At 50.7% G+C, this 17,119-nt stretch carries 17 protein-coding genes; 5 read left to right on the top strand and 12 right to left on the bottom strand.

Annotated elements, in window-relative coordinates; all coding sequences use genetic code 11:
- Position 1: 1 nt before the first annotated feature.
- Together DFG60_RS00940 and DFG60_RS00945 are read right to left on the bottom strand one after the other, a co-directional pair.
- On the bottom strand, positions 2-802 hold the full coding sequence (locus DFG60_RS00940; RefSeq protein WP_114569848.1) for an NAD kinase: 801 nt from the start codon (positions 800-802) through the stop codon (positions 2-4).
- A 10-nt stretch (positions 803-812) separates the two neighbouring features.
- The gene (locus tag DFG60_RS00945; protein WP_114570016.1) at positions 813-1,463 is read right to left on the bottom strand and encodes a GTP pyrophosphokinase; all 651 of its coding nucleotides are present in this window, start codon (positions 1,461-1,463) and stop codon (positions 813-815) included.
- A 111-nt stretch (positions 1,464-1,574) separates the two neighbouring features.
- Here DFG60_RS00945 and DFG60_RS00950 point away from each other — a divergent pair, with 111 nt between their 5' ends.
- Together DFG60_RS00950 and DFG60_RS00955 are read left to right on the top strand one after the other, a co-directional pair.
- Positions 1,575-2,138, top strand: a complete 564-nt coding sequence (locus tag DFG60_RS00950) for a CYTH domain-containing protein (RefSeq protein WP_114569849.1) — start codon at positions 1,575-1,577, stop codon at positions 2,136-2,138.
- A 92-nt stretch (positions 2,139-2,230) separates the two neighbouring features.
- Positions 2,231-3,025: a DsbA family protein gene (locus tag DFG60_RS00955; RefSeq protein WP_114569850.1), complete on the top strand. Its 795-nt coding sequence runs from the start codon at positions 2,231-2,233 to the stop codon at positions 3,023-3,025.
- A 165-nt stretch (positions 3,026-3,190) separates the two neighbouring features.
- On the opposite strand, the gene pepF is transcribed toward DFG60_RS00955, so the two are convergent.
- The 3 genes from pepF to cls are packed head-to-tail and all read right to left on the bottom strand — an operon-like array spanning position 3,191 to position 7,593.
- On the bottom strand, positions 3,191-4,993 hold the full coding sequence (gene pepF / locus DFG60_RS00960) for an oligoendopeptidase F (RefSeq protein WP_114569851.1): 1,803 nt from the start codon (positions 4,991-4,993) through the stop codon (positions 3,191-3,193).
- Positions 4,994-5,025: 32 nt separating this feature from the next.
- Entirely contained in the window at positions 5,026-6,024 is a 999-nt protein-coding gene (locus DFG60_RS00965) for a competence protein CoiA family protein (protein WP_232818584.1), read from the bottom strand.
- Between the two features lie 60 nt (positions 6,025-6,084).
- Positions 6,085-7,593, bottom strand: coding sequence for a cardiolipin synthase (cls, locus tag DFG60_RS00970; protein WP_408608643.1), 1,509 nt, complete (start codon positions 7,591-7,593; stop codon positions 6,085-6,087).
- An 83-nt stretch (positions 7,594-7,676) separates the two neighbouring features.
- Here cls and DFG60_RS00975 point away from each other — a divergent pair, with 83 nt between their 5' ends.
- Positions 7,677-8,396 carry an SDR family NAD(P)-dependent oxidoreductase gene (locus DFG60_RS00975; RefSeq protein WP_114569854.1) on the top strand — a complete coding sequence of 240 codons (720 nt, stop codon included), beginning with the start codon at positions 7,677-7,679 and terminating at the stop codon, positions 8,394-8,396.
- A gap of 119 nt (positions 8,397-8,515) precedes the next feature.
- Here DFG60_RS00975 and DFG60_RS00980 read toward each other — a convergent pair whose 3' ends face one another.
- Positions 8,516-9,745 (bottom strand): MFS transporter, encoded by a 1,230-nt coding sequence (locus DFG60_RS00980; RefSeq protein ID WP_232818585.1) that lies wholly within the window; start codon positions 9,743-9,745, stop codon positions 8,516-8,518.
- 280 nt (positions 9,746-10,025) lie between these two features.
- On the opposite strand from DFG60_RS00980, the gene DFG60_RS00985 reads away from it, so the two are divergent.
- Complete coding sequence (locus DFG60_RS00985; RefSeq protein WP_232818575.1) at positions 10,026-10,460, top strand: MarR family winged helix-turn-helix transcriptional regulator; 435 nt, start codon at positions 10,026-10,028, stop codon at positions 10,458-10,460.
- 53 nt (positions 10,461-10,513) lie between these two features.
- Here DFG60_RS00985 and mecA read toward each other — a convergent pair whose 3' ends face one another.
- Both mecA and spxA read right to left on the bottom strand, forming a co-directional pair.
- The gene (mecA, locus tag DFG60_RS00990; protein ID WP_114569856.1) at positions 10,514-11,137 is read right to left on the bottom strand and encodes an adaptor protein MecA; all 624 of its coding nucleotides are present in this window, start codon (positions 11,135-11,137) and stop codon (positions 10,514-10,516) included.
- A 175-nt stretch (positions 11,138-11,312) separates the two neighbouring features.
- Positions 11,313-11,711 carry a transcriptional regulator SpxA gene (gene spxA, locus DFG60_RS00995; protein ID WP_114569857.1) on the bottom strand — a complete coding sequence of 133 codons (399 nt, stop codon included), beginning with the start codon at positions 11,709-11,711 and terminating at the stop codon, positions 11,313-11,315.
- A 566-nt stretch (positions 11,712-12,277) separates the two neighbouring features.
- Between spxA and DFG60_RS01000 the strand changes: the two genes are divergently transcribed.
- The gene (locus DFG60_RS01000) at positions 12,278-12,811 is read left to right on the top strand and encodes an HD domain-containing protein (protein ID WP_114569858.1); all 534 of its coding nucleotides are present in this window, start codon (positions 12,278-12,280) and stop codon (positions 12,809-12,811) included.
- 60 nt (positions 12,812-12,871) lie between these two features.
- Here the strand turns inward: DFG60_RS01000 and DFG60_RS01005 are convergent, their stop codons facing one another.
- The 4 genes from DFG60_RS01005 to opp3b are packed head-to-tail and all read right to left on the bottom strand — an operon-like array spanning position 12,872 to position 16,876.
- Positions 12,872-13,825, bottom strand: a complete 954-nt coding sequence (locus DFG60_RS01005; RefSeq protein WP_114569859.1) for an ABC transporter ATP-binding protein — start codon at positions 13,823-13,825, stop codon at positions 12,872-12,874.
- Positions 13,825-14,898, bottom strand: a complete 1,074-nt coding sequence (locus DFG60_RS01010; RefSeq protein WP_114569860.1) for an ABC transporter ATP-binding protein — start codon at positions 14,896-14,898, stop codon at positions 13,825-13,827. Before DFG60_RS01010 ends, DFG60_RS01005 begins: the two co-directional genes overlap by 1 nt.
- 26 nt (positions 14,899-14,924) lie before the next feature.
- The gene (gene opp3C / locus DFG60_RS01015; RefSeq protein WP_114569861.1) at positions 14,925-15,950 is read right to left on the bottom strand and encodes an oligopeptide ABC transporter permease; all 1,026 of its coding nucleotides are present in this window, start codon (positions 15,948-15,950) and stop codon (positions 14,925-14,927) included.
- Positions 15,950-16,876 carry an oligopeptide ABC transporter permease gene (opp3b, locus tag DFG60_RS01020; protein ID WP_114569862.1) on the bottom strand — a complete coding sequence of 309 codons (927 nt, stop codon included), beginning with the start codon at positions 16,874-16,876 and terminating at the stop codon, positions 15,950-15,952. The genes opp3C and opp3b overlap by 1 nt, the downstream gene beginning before the upstream one ends.
- Positions 16,877-17,119 lie beyond the last annotated feature (243 nt).

Raw genomic sequence — 17,119 nt, forward strand, 5'->3', positions numbered from 1 at the left:
CTTAAGTGCGCTCTTCTGCCAGGAATGACTCCCGCACTCGCTTCCAGAATGGGAACGAGCGGAATCGCGCGAATTTCACTTTTTGATTCGATACACGGCAAGTGATTGCCGTGACGTTCTGATGGACGATTGACGCGAAGTGATCGTATGTGAGCTGAAAGTCAATCGGGTTCACTGGTCTGATTTCTACGTCATGGTGTTTAGGCAACAACATCGGTGAACCGATCGTCCGGTAGACCCGGTTGTTGATTGAAGCCATCTCCGTGATTTGGATTGCTTCGAGCGCCGGGTGAACGATCGCCCCGCCGAGCGCCTTGTTATAGGCTGTCGAACCCGATGGGGTAGAGATACAAAGTCCGTCTCCTCGAAACGTCTCGAAATAATCTCCACGAATCGAGAGATCGCAAACCATCGTCTGATTGAAGCTCTTGATCGTGCATTCGTTCAGCGCGAGCAGTTGATTCTTCGATCCGTCCGCGTAGTCGATCTTGAGTTCGAGCAGAGGATACTCGACTGCCTCGAACTGTTTGCCGTCAAGGTGATGAATCAGTTCCTTCATCTCTTCCGGTCGCCAGTCTGCGTAGAAACCGAGGTGACCTGTATGGATTCCGACGAGGGTGATATGCTCGACCTGATCGAGGTATGTGTGGAATGCCTGCAACATCGTGCCATCCCCGCCAATCGAGATCACGATTTCGGGATTTAGAGACTCGACATGCCCTCTTTGCTCAAGTTCCGAAGTCAATTCATTTTTTAGCGCCCGAGAGCGTTCATCGTTCCGTTCTACGATCGCGAATCGCATAGTTCACCCCCTACTCTTCATCCTGCTTTTGTCGAAGATCCGAATCCCGTTCATGGAACGCAATCTGAGCGTCCTGGATTTCGACCTTCAGTTGGCTCATCTCAGCATCCAGCAGGAAAGCAGCTTCCGCCGCCCGGCGAAGCCGTTCTCTCGTCTCATCCGGAATGTTTCCCTGGTACTTATAATTGAGCGAATGTTCGATAGTCGCCCAGAAGTTCATCGCAAGCGTCCTGATTTGAATCTCGACAAGCGTCGGGATCTCACCTTCGATCGTCTGGACCGGGTAGGCGATGATCACATGATAAGAACGATATCCACTATCTTTCTTCTGCGTGATGTAGTTGCGTTCCTCAACGATCCGAAAATCAGACCGGGAACGAAGCAGTTCCAGCACGTGGATGATGTCATCGACGAATTGGCACATGATTCGTAATCCGGCGATGTCCTGCATCTCCTCTTCGAGTGCCTCGATCGCGATATTCTTTCTCTCCGCCTTCTGCAGGATGCTTTTGACTGGTTTGACACGACCAGTGACAAACTCGATCGGCGAATGTTCGCCGCGTTGCTGAAATTGTTTTCGAATCGCTTTCAGCTTTACTTTCAGTTCATCCACCGCAATTTGGTACGGTGCAAGAAATAAGTCCCAGTTTTCCTTCGTCATCGTCGTCGTCACCACTTTTAGTCTGATTGAGGTCTTTCGATTTGCTTCATCATTCATGGTATCATATTTTCAGTAGTTCAACTAGAAAGGCGTGATGATATGAGACAGGAAATGGAAATTGAGTTCAAAAATCTATTGTCGGCGGAAGAATACGATCGTCTGCTTGATTCGTATGCGGACGGTTCAGACATCGTTTGGCAAGCAAATGATTATTTCGATACCCCCTCCTTTGAAATCCGGGCTAAAGGGGCCGCGCTGCGAGTCCGCGAGAAAAAGGACGGTCTCGTGTTGACACTGAAGGAGCCAAGTGGTGATGGCCTTCTTGAGACGCACGTCACCCTGTCCTCCTCAGAAGCGGAGGACTTGTTCAAATACGGTCTGATCCACTCCGTGGCGATGAACGCACAACTCAAACGCTTCGGTTTGACTGAACCACTCGAACACCTGGGACGCCTTGAGACAGAGCGTTTCGAGAAACAGCTCGCGGACGGACTGCTCGTCCTCGATAAGAGCCATTACCTCGGAGTGACGGATTATGAGCTCGAATTCGAGACGACGGACTTCAAACGAGGTGAAGCCGCCTTCCATGTGCTGCTTGAACAAAACAACATCGAAGTACGAAAAACGAAAAATAAGATCGTCCGGTTCATGGAGAGAAAAGCGTTTTCAAAATAAACGTGTAGCAATGAACAAGCATAACCGTTGCTCTTTCTTTTTTTTCGTTGCTAGAATATAGACAACGCAAAAAAACAGGAAGGGGTGAACTGATGGAGAACGAACAATGCAACGGCACCTACTGCTCATTGGGCGATGATTCCATTCAGCATCCGCCAAAGCCGCTTGAGATCTATCACTTTCTCGACGTGACCCAGACGGATGGGCTCAAGCTGATACCCACTCTAAAAAAGTTGGACTTAGAATATGGTCACTTATTCCGGCTGCGGACGATCGCGACGATTCCTTGCGCACCGTCCCGGTCTGTATCCGATATGTCCCCTTTGCTCATTCTCAAGGCGATCGAGTTGCAGGGAAAATCGTTCGGGACCCGTTTCTTGCGCCGTCTCCGGATGTTGCATAACGTCGAGGGTGATGCGGCATATGACCGTTCGTCCTTGATCCGGCTCGCAGAGACGCTGACAGAGTTCGGTCTCGATATCGAGGAGTTCGAACGTGATATCATCTCGCCCGTCATCGAAAATATGTTGAAAAAAGAGACAGAACTGGTCACTGACTGGGATGTACGCCTCTTGCCGACCGTGACGTTCATCGGCGACGAGGAAGCAATCAAGGCGGAGGGAACGTATGAGTACTTCGTCTACGAATCAATTTTGAACGAACTGCTTGATGTTCCGATCAAGAAGAGGGAGAAGCCTTCCCTAGAGCAATTTCTTCAGCGATTCGAGACCGCTACGACGGCTGAAATCGCATTTATTTACGATTTGACTGAGGGTCAAATCGAGCATGAACTAAAAAAGCTGGTTCTTCAGCAGAAGTGCGTATCCCTTCCCTACTGCGAAGGGAAAGTATGGCGACATATCAGAACGTCGCACGAAACAGCATGAAAAGACGGCCTGTCGATGGGGTTCGACAGGCCGTCTTTTTTTGTCTTTACGACAAAAGGGATGGGGGAAAAGAGAATTTCAGGGGATTGTGATTCTCTTCACGTTCTTATCATACCCCTTCTCTTTCACCTTCACCATGATTTTGCTCACTTTGTCACAAAATCGTCATTCTCCGAGCAGGGCTTCGAATTCATCAAGCACCCGTTCGAATTGTTTGAGTGCAGCTTCTACCGGCTGTTTCGTCGTCATATCGACACCAGCGGCCTTCAAGACTTCGATCGGGTAGTCGCTCGAACCGGCCTTCAAGAAGTTGTTGATGTACCGTTCGACGGCAGGTTCGCCTTCTTCAAGGATCTGAGTCGTCAAGGCAGCGGCCGCGGAAATTCCTGTCGCGTACTGATAGACGTAATAATTGTAGTAGAAGTGAGGGATACGAGCCCACTCGAGGCCAATTTCCTTATCGATCACAAGCGCATCACCGAAATACTTCTGATTGAGAGCGTAGTATTCTTCTGTCAGCATCTCAGGCGTCAGCGCCGTACCGAGTCGGGCCTTCTCATGTATGATGTGCTCGAATTCCGCGAACATAGTTTGACGGAAGAGCGTCCCCCGGAACGTTTCAAGTTGATTGTTGAGGAGATAGAGCTTTTCTTTTTTATCCGTCACACGGTTGAGCAGGTAGTCGTTTAAAATCGCCTCATTCGTCGTAGAAGCAACCTCTGCGACGAAGATCGAGTAGTCGCCGTATGGGTAAGGCTGATTGTCGCGCGTATAGTAGCTGTGGACGGAATGCCCGAACTCGTGAGCAAGCGTAAAGAGGTTGTTGACGTTGTCCTGCCAGTTCATCAGGATGAACGGTTGTGTGTCGTAAGCTCCCGACGAATATGCTCCGCTGCGCTTTCCACGTGTCTCCCGGACATCTACCCAGCGCTCTTTCAACCCGTTCTCAAGAATCTCGCGATATTCGCGGCCGAGCGGCGCAAGACCGTCCACCATGAGCTGTTTCGCTTCATCATAAGTGACTTTCATGTCGACTTCCGCTACGAGCGGTGTGTACATGTCGTACATGTGAAGTTCCGGCAGTCCGAGCACCCGCTTGCGCAGTTCGACGTAACGGTGGAGAAGGTGGAGATTGTCGTGTACAGCTTCGACCAACCCATCATAGACCGACTCCGGAATTGCATTATTGTGCAACGCGGAGGCGCGGGCCGAATGGAATTTGCGTACGTCGGCATAGAAGTTGTCCTTCTTGATTGATCCGGCAAGTGTCGATGCGAGCGTATTCGTATATTGTCCGTATGTCCCGTACATCGCCTCGAATGCTTGACGGCGAACTTCACGGTCACTTGATTCGAGGAACGTGATGTACCGGCCATGTGTCAGTTCGACCTCTTCTCCATTCTCGTCACGTATTTTCGGGAACTTGAGATCCGCATTGTTCAACATGCCGAACGTCGTCGAGGATTGCCCGAGCACTTCTCCCGCCTTCGCGAGAATCGCCTCCTCCTGCTCGGTCAGGACATGTTCGCGTTCGCGGTTCAATTCATCAAATGCATGACGATAGACTGCAAGGTCAGCGTTCTTATCCAGGTAGTTCTCAATCGTCTCGACCGGAATCTCTAGCAGTTCCGGAGTCATGAACGCGAGAGCCGCCCCGATTTGTGAAGCCAGCGTACGCGCACGGTCGTTCATCGCCTGATAAAAGCTGTTCGCCGTGTCCTCGTCATAGCGCATGTGAGCATATGTATACAACTTATGCAGACGCCGCGAAATCTCATCACGCAACTGAAGACCTTGGTGCAGTGTCGTATCGCTCTGTCCGAGATGACCCTTGTACTCGAGCATGGCCGGGATGAGTGCCTTGACTGATTCGAACTCTTCCTCCCAAGATTCGTTCGTTTCGTAAATCGATTCCAAATTCCACTTCTCTTCCAGCGCCACGTCTTGGCGTGTCAACACTTCTGCCATTTCATTCACTCCTTTAAGATTGTATGTCCGTCCTATTCCCTTTCGACGTTTCCTTGAAGCAGTCCTGCCATGATCCAGTCACTTCGTCTCGCAGCTTCAATCGATGGATGTGGGGGTCCAAAGAAACGGGTCCCTACTATCGATACGAGTTCTGCCCACTCCGAGGCAATCCGGTCGATCGAGGACGAATCTGTCTCCTTTTTAACGCTTTTTAGAAGTCTCGTCAAAAATGAAGCGATCCTCTCTTTCTCGAACGGTCGATCACCGAGCTGCAGATATAAGGCAATCTGAAGCTCGAACGGATGGAATGGCAACAGGACGAGGGCGGGAAGAGGCAGGAAACAGATCGAGGGCAATAGTGACGGGGCAATCCCCTTCTTGTAGAGAGGGGTGCGAAGCACATTCATCGGCAAACTCGAGTAGAACGGTCTCAGTCTGTACCGCGCGACGATCTCTGACCAACGTCGAGGCATCCCATGCGGTAACATCCTATATACGAGAAAGTCGTTCAAAGATAAGGAATGGCGCTGGCAGATGGCAGCACGAGACGAGAATGGAATCGACCCTGTAAATCGGTACAGTCGTTCCTCATCGACCAGATCGATGAATCCATCATGAAAGAACGCTGTCTTCATCCAGCCGTCCAGCCTAACGATATCCCCGCGCCCTTCTTTGAAACCGATCCAGCGGGTCGTCACACCAGCCGCCTGATCAAGAGCCCTTCTGCGCAACCACTCGGCACTGTCCATCTTCGAGCACTGGATCTCGACAGCAAGCGACGCATCCGTTATCAGCAAGTCGTAGCGGCGGGCCTCCCCCTTCGCTTCCGGAACGACCTCCAATCCGCGCTGTTCAAGAGTAATCCGGATTCTGTCCTTCCATGCTTTGTGTAAGGCCGACTCTCCTCCACATTTTGATACATGAGCAAAAAAGGGGCGGCGTCGCCCCTGCTTCAAACGCATCTCTCCTTTACAGAAGATACAGCTGAACGGTCCTCTTTGTCTCAATTGATCAATCGTCTCTCCTCGCACAAAAATCTTTTTGCCAGTCGCGTCATTTGCTTCGAACAAACAGATCCTCCCTCTCAGGGCTCACAGTAGTGGAGAAAACAGCCGTGCCGTAGATTCCGTCAGTCGCCTTACGAATCCTCTGCCCGTGAAATGGCTGAGGTGGACTTGTCTCGAGAAATTGAAATCCTCGTAGAAATCGCGTGTCAATTCTTGTACCGAATTCGTTCCGTACAGAAAGGCGTTGACCTCGAAATTCAAGTGAAAACTTCGAAGGTCCATGTTCGCGGTCCCAATCGTCGCGATTTCGTCATCGACGACGATGATTTTCGAATGCAGGAAACCTTTCTCGTATTCATAGATCTTCACGCCTGCCCGGAGAAGGTCTTCGAAGTAGGAGCGGCTCGCATAGAAGACGATCTTATGATCAGGAAAACTCGGTAAGAGTATCCTGACGTCGATCCCCGACATCGCTGAAGTCTTCAGTGCCGTCATCAAGTCCTCATCCGGTATCAAGTACGGCGAAGCGATGTAGACCGACGAGCGGGCAGCTGTTATCAGTCCGAAATAAAGGGACTTCATCGTCTCCTGGGCCTCATCCGGTCCGCTCGCGATGATTTGAACCCCGCCAGTCGCCTCCTCGACGACCTCGAGTGGCTCCATGTAATAAGGCGTGAATAACCTCTCTCCGGTCATGTAGTACCAATCCTGGAGAAAGATCAGTTGGAGCTCCGAAACAGCCTCGCCGCGGACGAGCAGATGGGTATCCCTCCAAAAGCCGAACACCATGTTCTTTCCTACATATTCGTCACCGACGTTGATGCCTCCAGTGAAGGCGACCGTCCCGTCGATGATGACGATTTTACGATGATTGCGGTAGTTCGACTTGTTCGAGATGAATGGTAGAAAGACCGGGAAGAAGGCGGTCACCTCGATTCCAGCCTCTCTCATCTCGTCAAAGAAACTCCTCGCTGTCGAGAAGCAGCCGACCGCATCATACAGAAAACGAACTTCGACACCCTCGCTCGCCTTCCTGATCAACAACTGCTGCAACTCTCGCGATAGTGCATCATCACGCACGATGTAATATTCCAAGTGGATATGACGGGTCGCCTGACGAATCGACTCGAGCAGAATCGGAAACTTTTCATCCCCGTTCGTCAACACCCGCGTATGCGTATTATACGAGATCGGCAACCGGCTGATTGATTCCGTAAGCCGCAGTACCTTATCGAAACGATTGTCTGGGAACACCTTTTCCTCACTCGAATGATCAAACTGTGTCCGATATTTCAAATATGACTCTTCATCGAGCATCGCTTTGAGACTGAACATCTTCTTTCGTCTATAATTTTGACCAAAGATGAAATATACGAATATCCCGACAATCGGCAACGCCATCATGACGAGCGCCCACACAAGCGTCCGCTGCGGATCGCGATTCTCGAGCAGTATGATGACGAACACGCTGAGCACGACCAGGATGATCGCGATGGACAGCCAGCCTACCATGTAGACGCTCCAGTAGTAGGAAAGGAAAGCGATCAATCCGATCGTCAAGAAAGCCGTCAACAGCAATTGGATTCGCCGCATCATTCTTCCCCACCCCCTTTTTTTCTTAAGTCTAATTTTGACATCCCGCTGCCTTATTCCTACTTGCGAAAGGAAGAAGTCGAATGAAAACCTACTTGATCACAGGCGCTACGAGCGGAATCGGCCGTGCTACTGCATTGTTGCTTGCGAAAGAAGGTCATCAGGTGTTGGCACTTGGAAGAAACGAAGCGAAGGGCAGGGAGCTCGAGAGCGAAAATTCATTGATCCATTTCTTTCAGGTCGATCTGATGGACGAGACGGCAATCAATCGCTTTTTTGAGGAGTCGGCTGAAGCATTCCCGACGATCGACGGTCTCTTCAACAATGCCGGCACGTTCGGTCGTCCTGCCGCACCGGAACGCATCCGTCCTGATCAGGAAGATGTCTTCCGCGTCAATTATCATGCTGCCGAGGAAATCATCCAGCATGCGCTGAAACGCTTCGCTCCTCGCGCGTCTGTCGTCAACAATAGTGCGATCGTCGGCCATTCGAAGTATCCCGCCATGCTCCTTCCCTATGCGGCATCTAAAAGCGCTCTGCTGACGTTGACGAAGACCTACGCCGTCCGTTTTCACGGTAAGTATCGTTTCAACGCTATTTGCCCGGGCCCTGTCGACACACCGCTCAGCCATGCCCTGTACGGCGGCAAGGATAAATTCGATAATGCGATGCGTCATCACCTCCGCGGCACGCCAGGACGACCAGAGGAGATCGCCTCTGTCGTCTCGTTCCTGTTGTCGGACGGATCGAGCTATATCAATGGACAAGCGATCGTCGTCGACGGGGGCTATACGCTCGGATGAGCTGATACGACAGATGAAAAAGCGCACACCCTGTCTTCTTTCCGACAGACCGAGTTACCGCTATGGCGGTATCAGTCTTTCAGCTGAAGCAAGGTGTGCGCTTTCGAATGCTTTTTCATTTAATGACCTGACGTCCGGTCGACATGAAGCAGATGTTTCTTGTTCAGCTCGATACAGAAGACCGCTGCAACGACGAATCCTGCCCCGACAAGGAACGGGACGTGCGGGTTATAGATCTCTGCAAGTTTACCCGCCATGAATGGCGCGATCGCCGCGCCGAGGAAACGAAGGAAGCTGTATGCAGCGGACGCCGTCGACCGGTCGACAGGCGACGCTTCCATCACGGCCGTCGTAATGAGTGTGTTGTTGTTCCCAAGTACTGCCCCAGCCAGGATGACACAAACGATCACTACGGCAGATACGTTCACGAACACTCCCATCAAAAACAACAGGACCGCAAATAGGCCGAGCATGAACATCATCGATTTCACCGTCCCGAACCACTCACTGAGCTTCGGAGCCGTCAGGACTGATGTCAAGGCAAGCAAACTGCCCCAGCCGAGGAAGACGAATCCGAGCCCTCTCGGTTCGAGTCCCATGACGAACGGCGCGTATGCCATGATCGTAAAGAAACCTACGTTATACAGGGCGGCGACGATCCCAAGAGTCAGCAGCGAGCGGTGGCGCATCGCACGAAATGGTTCCAGCACGGATGTCTTTTTCCGTTCAGATCGTTTCATTTTCGGCTCCGGCATCAAGAACGCGAGAAAAACGAACGCAGACACCATCAAGGCCGCCACACCGAAGAAAGGAGCTTGCCATTTGATCGAACCGAGTGTGCCGCCGAGCAATGGTCCGATCGAGATACCGATTCCGACTGCCGCCTCGTACAAGATGATCGCCTTTGCCGTTCCGCTCGTCGAGAGCGTGACGATCGCAGCCAGCGCCGTCGCGACGAACAAGGCGTTCCCGAAGCCCCATCCCCCGCGCAGGGCGACAAGCGTCCATATGTCATCGGCAATCGTCGCACCGAGCCCTGCGGCAAGCGCGATGATCGAAATCCCGAGCAGCAGTGTCCGTTTTTGTCCAAGACGCGACGATAACGTTCCCGTGATCAGCATCGCAAACGCCATTACGGCATTGTAGCTCGTAAACAGAAGCGTCACTTCGCTTGGCGACGCCTCTAGGTTCTCAGCGATCGAGGGCAACACGGGATTGACGAGGCCCATACCCATGAATGCCGTGATGCTCGCGAAAAACACTGCCCAAACTGAAATCGGCTGGTTCAACAATTTATTTCTCCCATCGACTTCAGTGTTCCTATCCGAAAATGTCTTTCTCTCTGTCATTGCCATCGTAATATCCTTCTCCCTTAAAAAAATACGTCCGAACGTCTCTCCGATTACGTTTCCTCCGCTGATGAAGCCGAGAAGGTCGCCTCTAGTTTCAATTCGGAAGCTTCTTGATGATCTTCTTCCTCGTGTGCTGTTCCTTCATGATTCTGCTCCCAGACTCGATAGTACGATTCTACAATTATTTAATTGCACAATACAACTATATGCTCACCAAATGAATGGGACACTCCATTTCAAGTTGAGATGCAGTACACTATACGTGAGGTGATATAGTTTGGGAATAGAACAGCATGAACAAATCGAGCTTGAACTCGCCATCCTGATTCGCCGCCTCGGCAGCATGACAAGCGAGCATGCGATGGATCGCTCTGCCTACTTGCTGCTTCGTCAATTGAGTGCAGTCAAGACGGCCGGAGTAAAGAGTTTGGCAGAAGCTCTGCAGCTAGACGTCTCGACCGTCAGCAGACAGGCGACTGCGCTCAGCCGAAAGGGCTGGATCACGAAATTGGCGGATCCACTCGATCGGCGTGCCTTCTCCTATGAATTGACCACAGCGGGTCAGGAGATGCTGTGTGACTACCGACAAAAGCGGACCGACAGCATCGGACGCCTGCTTGAAGGCTGGACGGAAAAGGATCAAGAACTGTTCAGCCGTCTGCTCCACCAGTTCAACCATTCGGTACGGGAGGACAGCAAGAAATCGACATGAAAAAGACGCCTTGTACGAGACAAGGCGCCAGGCGGCCCATCGAAAGATGGGTCTTATTTTTTGAAGTGGCTTCTGACCGTCGCGAAGACGTGGTCCTTCATGACCACCTTCCCATACTCCTCAAGGAGATGGACGGTCTGATCACTGAAATGGAGGTACTCAGCAATCAAACTCATTACGTTCTCTTGTTCTTCGACTTCAGTATCCGCCTCGAAATGGACATGAAGATAGTAATGTCCGTCCTTCTGGTAGAGAGCGGTCTCGACTTCCTCGAATATAGGTGCATCAGCATATTGACTGAGTGAAATGATATGCTCGAAATCCGTCGTCTCGAAAATGACGTCTTGGTTCAATTCCGTTTCGGGTTCATCGTCGGTCATCGCTGAACGTAGCAACGCGTCGAGCTCTTCCTCGTCGACATGCTCACCATCCACCATCGTGCGAGCGATCGTGACCGTGACCTCTAATCCTTTTTCGAATGCTTGCACTTGAATCCATAGTGGACCTTCGAAGGAGATGGACTCTTTTTCATTCGCCTCATCCATCATCTGCCAGAATAGCTGTTCTCCACGCTCACGATTGTACCAAATCTCGTCACGTGCGAAACCGCGACGCTCGATGTCGGTATAGGTGATGAAGAACTTGACTGTGTTGTCATTGACGCGTTCGATTTTCAATCTGTCCACCCCTTTCATCATCTCGTCCGCCAAAGTACAGGAGCGAGTGATCAAGAACATCGCCCAAAAAATATTGGCCGATTGTTACTGTGTATATTCCTTTGTTATCTCTATTTTAACCTTTTTCGTCTGTAACAAAAAGCACACTGCTCAGGATGCAGTGTGCTTCGCTCTCTTACTCGTTGACGAGTCGTTGAGCTTCCATCAATTGGAATGTACGAACCTTCCGAGGAAGGAAACGACGAATTTCATCTTCATTATATCCGACTTGCAGACGTTTTTCATCAATCAAGATTGGACGGCGAAGCAGTCCAGGATACTCTTGAATCAAGTCATACAGATGTTGAAGCGACAAGTTTTCCACGGAAATATCTAGTTTCGAAAAAATCTTCGAACGGGTCGAGATAATTTCATCGGTACCATCTTCCGTCATACGGAGAATTTGTTTGATTTCATCGAGCGACAAAGGCTCAGAGAATATATTGCGTTCTACGAACGGGATTTCATGCTCTTCGAGCCATGCCCGCGCCTTACGACAAGAGGTACAACTTGGTGAAGTATAGAGTGTGACCATTTGAAAAACATCCTCTCCCCTCGACTATGCGTCCCCTTCGTGCCTCTTCGTTCTGCATCTGTGAAGAGACGCCCTATTACGTGTCAGTTTACACGAAATCGATATCGAATTATAGTGATTTTTTGAAGATGACGCACATCTGTAAAAAAACTTGCCGCAGCCGTTTAAGGCTTCAGCAAGCTGGTGTGTGATCAAAAGGTTGAGAGATCGTTTCTTTCGCCTTCGGAAGTTTGAGGTCCTTCAGGCGTTTTTCGAAGATTTCCCGTAAAAGTCTTTTTTTCAACTTCTTCTTTTTGTCACGTTCTTTCATGCTCGTCACCTTCCTAGGTCCTGAACAAAAAAGCACCAATGTTAAACTTGTCTATCATCCTCTACATATGATATTATACCACGTTTTCCAATTTTCTATACCGGATGAGGTAAATTAAATATGTGAGATTGTGAGGGATTGCCTGGGCAATTCCCGTCAGGCCGATATTTCTTGAAATACCTCTTTTGATTTGCATTCTATTTCAAAATCCGGTAGTGTATATAGAAATACAGAAAAAACGGAAGGAGTAATTCCTATGGCTTTGACTCTAGTAGAAATCATCGAGCATCCAATTGCTCAGAAATACCTTCGACGCTCGGGATTGAACCATGCCATCCGTGTCGCAGAACAGGCACTGACTCTCGCATCGCGCCGTGGTCTCGATGCAGATCTTGCCACGAAGGCGGCACTCCTGCACGATATCGGACATTATGAATGGTACACAGACGGTACGTGGAACTATGAAATGTATCGAAAGAACGACATCCATGCAATAAAAGGAGCAGAGCGGGCACATAAGCTGCTTATCCGCCTCGGAGAAGATCCGGCGCGCGCCAAAGAGATTTCGCTCGCTGTCCTTCTTCACACTGATTCCTACTTGCCGCCTGGCGCAATCAACCGGACACCACTGCAGCAACTCGTCCATGAGGCGGATACGCTTGAGGAGCAGCCTGGTGGATTGCACCATTATGAAGGACTCACGCAAGAAGAGGCGGTTCACCGCCTTGCGGGCATCGATGCGATCGTCCATCGATTGTCGCACTTCCCGCGTCTGGCTTCGGAAGTTTAATAATTCAATGATGACAAAAAAGCACCTTGGCGGAAATTTACCAGCCAAGGTGCTTTCGTGTTAGACGAGTTGTGCTTTATACGCTTCGTATTCAGCATCAGTGAGTGATACATAATGTCCCGGCTCAATTTCGCGAAGCGGCGGGATGCTCGTATCATCTGTCGATTTCCCGACTGGTCCAGAAGTCGGACGGTCGAAGATGATCCGTTTACGTGTGCGCTCATGCTCTGGATCCGGTAGAGGGATTGCAGAGAGGAGTGATTTCGTATAGGCATGGACAGGATTCTCATACAAGCGGTCTGCGTCACACAGTTCGACGAGGTGACCCTGATACATGACACCGATCCGGTCCGAGATGTACTTGACCATCGAAAGATCGTGAGCGATGAAGAGGTACGTCAAGTTGCGTTCACGTTGAAGCTTCTTCATCAAGTTGACGACCTGCGCCTGAATCGACACGTCGAGTGCTGAGATTGGCTCATCGGCGATGATGAAGTCCGGCTCTACAGCAAGCGCACGCGCGATCCCGATCCGCTGGCGCTGACCGCCAGAGAATTCGTGCGGATAACGGCTTGCATGCTCTTTCGTCAAACCAACCGTTTCAAGGAGATCGTATACACGGTTGTTGCGGTCTTCAGAAGACTTTGCGAGACCATGGATATCGATTCCTTCAGCGATGATGTCTCCGACAGTCATACGCGGGTTTAGGGACGCATACGGATCTTGGAAGATCATCTGCATCGCACGGTTGAATTTCAACTTCTCTTTACGTGACTTCTTGCCGTGTACATTCTCATCCTTGAAGATGACATCTCCATCCGTCGCGTCATAAAGTCCGATGATCGTACGGCCAGTCGTCGACTTACCGCAACCTGACTCACCAACGAGACCGAGTACTTCACCTTCGTAGATGTCGAACGATATGCCGTCGACTGCCTTGACGACACGGCCGCGGCCGATATTGAAATGTTGCTTCAAGTTTTTTACTTCAAGTAGCTTTCTACGGTTTTCCATTAGACTTGACCGCCTTTCAGTAGCGATTTAGCGAACGCGCTATCCGGACGATACTTGAGCGCGAGTTCACGGATGGCTGGAGGCGGCTCGACTGCCGGTGCTTGTGGATGCAACAGCCACGTCGCTGCTTCATGCGTTTCAGAGATCGGGAACATTGGCGGTTCCTTCTCGAAATCGATTTTCATCGCATATTTGTTTCGTGGTGCGAATGCGTCACCCGCTGGTGGGTGAAGGAGGTTCGGTGGTGTACCCGGGATTGCCGGAAGATCGAGCGTCCGGTCATCCGACGGACGTGGCATCGAACCGAGAAGTCCCCATGTATATGGGTGGCGCGGCTCGTAGAAGATCTCATCGACCGTCCCCTTCTCGATCAATTTACCCGCATACATGACAGCAACGCGGTCCGCCATGTTCGCTACGACACCGAGGTCGTGCGTGATGAAGATGATGGCAGTACCAGTCTTTTGCTGGATGTCTTTCAACAGCTCAAGGATTTGCGCCTGGATCGTCACGTCGAGTGCAGTCGTCGGCTCATCGGCGATGAGGACCTTCGGGTTGCACGCGAGCGCGATCGCGATGACGATACGCTGACGCATACCACCAGAGAGTTGGTGCGGGTATTGCTTCAGGCGGGCTTCCGGATTCGGGATGCCGACGAGTGTCAACAGCTCGAGCGTACGCTTCTTCGCTGCGTCACCTGTCAGTCCCTGGTGGCGTTTCAATCCTTCAGCGATCTGTTTGAAGATCGTCATCGTCGGGTTGAGTGACGTCATCGGATCCTGGAAGATCATCGCGATGTCGCGTCCACGGACTTTTTGCATCTCTTTATCAGAGAGCTTGACGAGGTCACGTCCTTCGAACAGGATTTCACCCTTCGTGATCTCACCAGGAGGGTTAGGGATGAGGCGCATGATCGCTTTTGAAGTCACGGATTTACCAGAACCCGATTCGCCTACGATCGCGAGCGTCTCACCTTTTTTCAAATCGAATGATACACCGCGGACTGCTTGGACAGTTCCTGCGAATGTATGGAAAGCGACGTTCAAGTCGCGTACGGATAGAATCGTTTCCATTTTGAGTTGCTCCTCTCTAATTTTCGTTATCGACGAAGTCGTGGGTCAAAGGCATCGCGTAGTCCATCAGCCAACATGTTGAAGCTGACCATGAGGAGTACGATGACTGTCGATGGAACAACTAGGAGGAATGGGAAAGTCTTCAGTTCCCTGTATCCTTCGTTGATCAGTGTACCCAGTGATGGTTGCGGTGGAGCAAGTCCAAGACCGATGAAGCTGAGGAAGGCCTCGAAGAAGATCGCACCCGGAATCGTGAACATGAGCGAGATGATGATCGTACCAAGCGTGTTTGGAATCAGGTGTTTGAAGATCAAGCGTGTGCTCGATGCTCCGAGCGTACGTGCAGCAAGAACGAATTCCTGGTTTTTAAGCTTCAAGATCTGACCGCGGACGAGTCGGCTCATACCGATCCAGCCGGTGATCGTCATGGCTAGGATGATCGTCGTGATACCCGGTTCGAGAATCAGGATGAACAGGATGATCAAGATCAAGTTTGGTACACCCGTCAAAACCTCGACGATACGCTGCATGATATTATCGACTCGGCCGCCGTTGTATGCGGAAATACCGCCGTACGTGACACCGACGATGACATCGATGATCGCGGCCATCAAACCGATGAAGAGCGAGACGCGTGTTCCTTCCCAGACACGCGACCAAAGATCACGGCCAAGGTGGTCCGTACCGAACCAGTAGTTCTCCTCAACTTTTTTCGTTTCATAGAAGTTGATTTCTTTCTCACCAAGCGTCGAGACACCGTCGAAGCCGGCCCACTCTAGACCTGTGACTTTAGGTGGCAGTTTCGCCTTCGTGATCGATTGTTCGTAAGCATCGCGACCGGCAAGCATCGGTCCGAAGATCGACAGGAGAGACAGGATGAGGATGATGATGAGCGACATGATCGCAGCCTTGTTCTTACGAAGGCGCATCCATGCATCTTGCCAGAAGTTCAAGCTCTTCCCGCTGATTCGTTCAGCCGCTTGTTCATTGAGTTCGACTTGTTGGAACAGCGACGAGTCGTACTGTTCCATTTTCATGTTTTGTTCAGCCATTATTTGTTACCCCCTAGACGGATACGTGGGTCGACGACGCCGTACAGCAAGTCGACGATCAAGATCATGACGATGAAGACAGCAGAGAAGAAGAGCGTAGTACCCATGATGACCGTATAGTCATTCTGTGTGATCGAGGATACGAACAATTCTCCAAGTCCCGGAACAGCGAAGATCTTCTCAATGACGAAAGTCCCGGTGATGAGGGCTGCCGTCATAGGTCCTAGAATCGTGATCGCCGGGATAAGCGCGTTACGCACCATGTGTTTCCAAGTGATCGACTGACCATCGAGACCTTTCGCTTTCGCAAGCGTCACGTAGTCTTGACCAGTTACCTCAAGCATCTCCGTCCGGACGAAGCGCGCAATCGATGCCGTTACACCGAGCGAAAGTGAAATCGTCGGCAGAATCGTATGTGCCGGTGATTCCCAGAACGCTACAGGAAGCGCGCCCCACTTTACGCCTACATAATACTGTAGAAGCGACGCAAAGACGAACGACGGGACCGAGATCCCGATAACCGAGATGAACATCGCACCGTAGTCAATCGATGTGTTGTGGCGGAGAGCCGCAACGACGCCTAGAAGGAGACCGGCCAGTACACCGAGAATAAGTGCCTGTGCACCGAGCTGAGCCGATGGTCCGATACGTTCCATGATCAAGTCCGTAACAGGGCGGCTGTCATACTTGAACGACACACCGAGGTCTCCTTGGAACATATTGACCATATAAGTCGCATATCGCTGCGGAAGTGGGTCATTTAGACCATACTTGTCCTTCAGGATAGTCAATTGTTCAGGAGAAAGTTTTTCCTGGTTTTGGAACGGAGAACCTGGTAACAGATCCATCAAGAAGAAAGTGAACGAAGCAATGAGTAAGAACGTCAGTACGCCGTAAGTCAGGCGTTGAGCTAGATATCGGCCCATAGATGGCACCCCCTGTGATTATTTTTCTGTTTTTTTCGAAACACCAACAGCCTTAGTATGACGTAAAATTGTCGGAACATTCAAGATTTTTGCTGTAAAAATTAAAATCCTGACCTTCATTTTTTGCGCCCTACTAGAACTGCGGTCTTCGCTGGCAGCTGATTATTTCCAGTTAACCAATATTTCAGAATTTTCGCTTGAGTTCATTATACTTTGCTGGCAAAATAAATTGAACAACTTTTT

The sequence above is a fragment of the Exiguobacterium flavidum genome, assembly GCF_003344535.1.
In the GTDB taxonomy this organism is placed as follows: domain Bacteria; phylum Bacillota; class Bacilli; order Exiguobacteriales; family Exiguobacteriaceae; genus Exiguobacterium_A; species Exiguobacterium_A flavidum.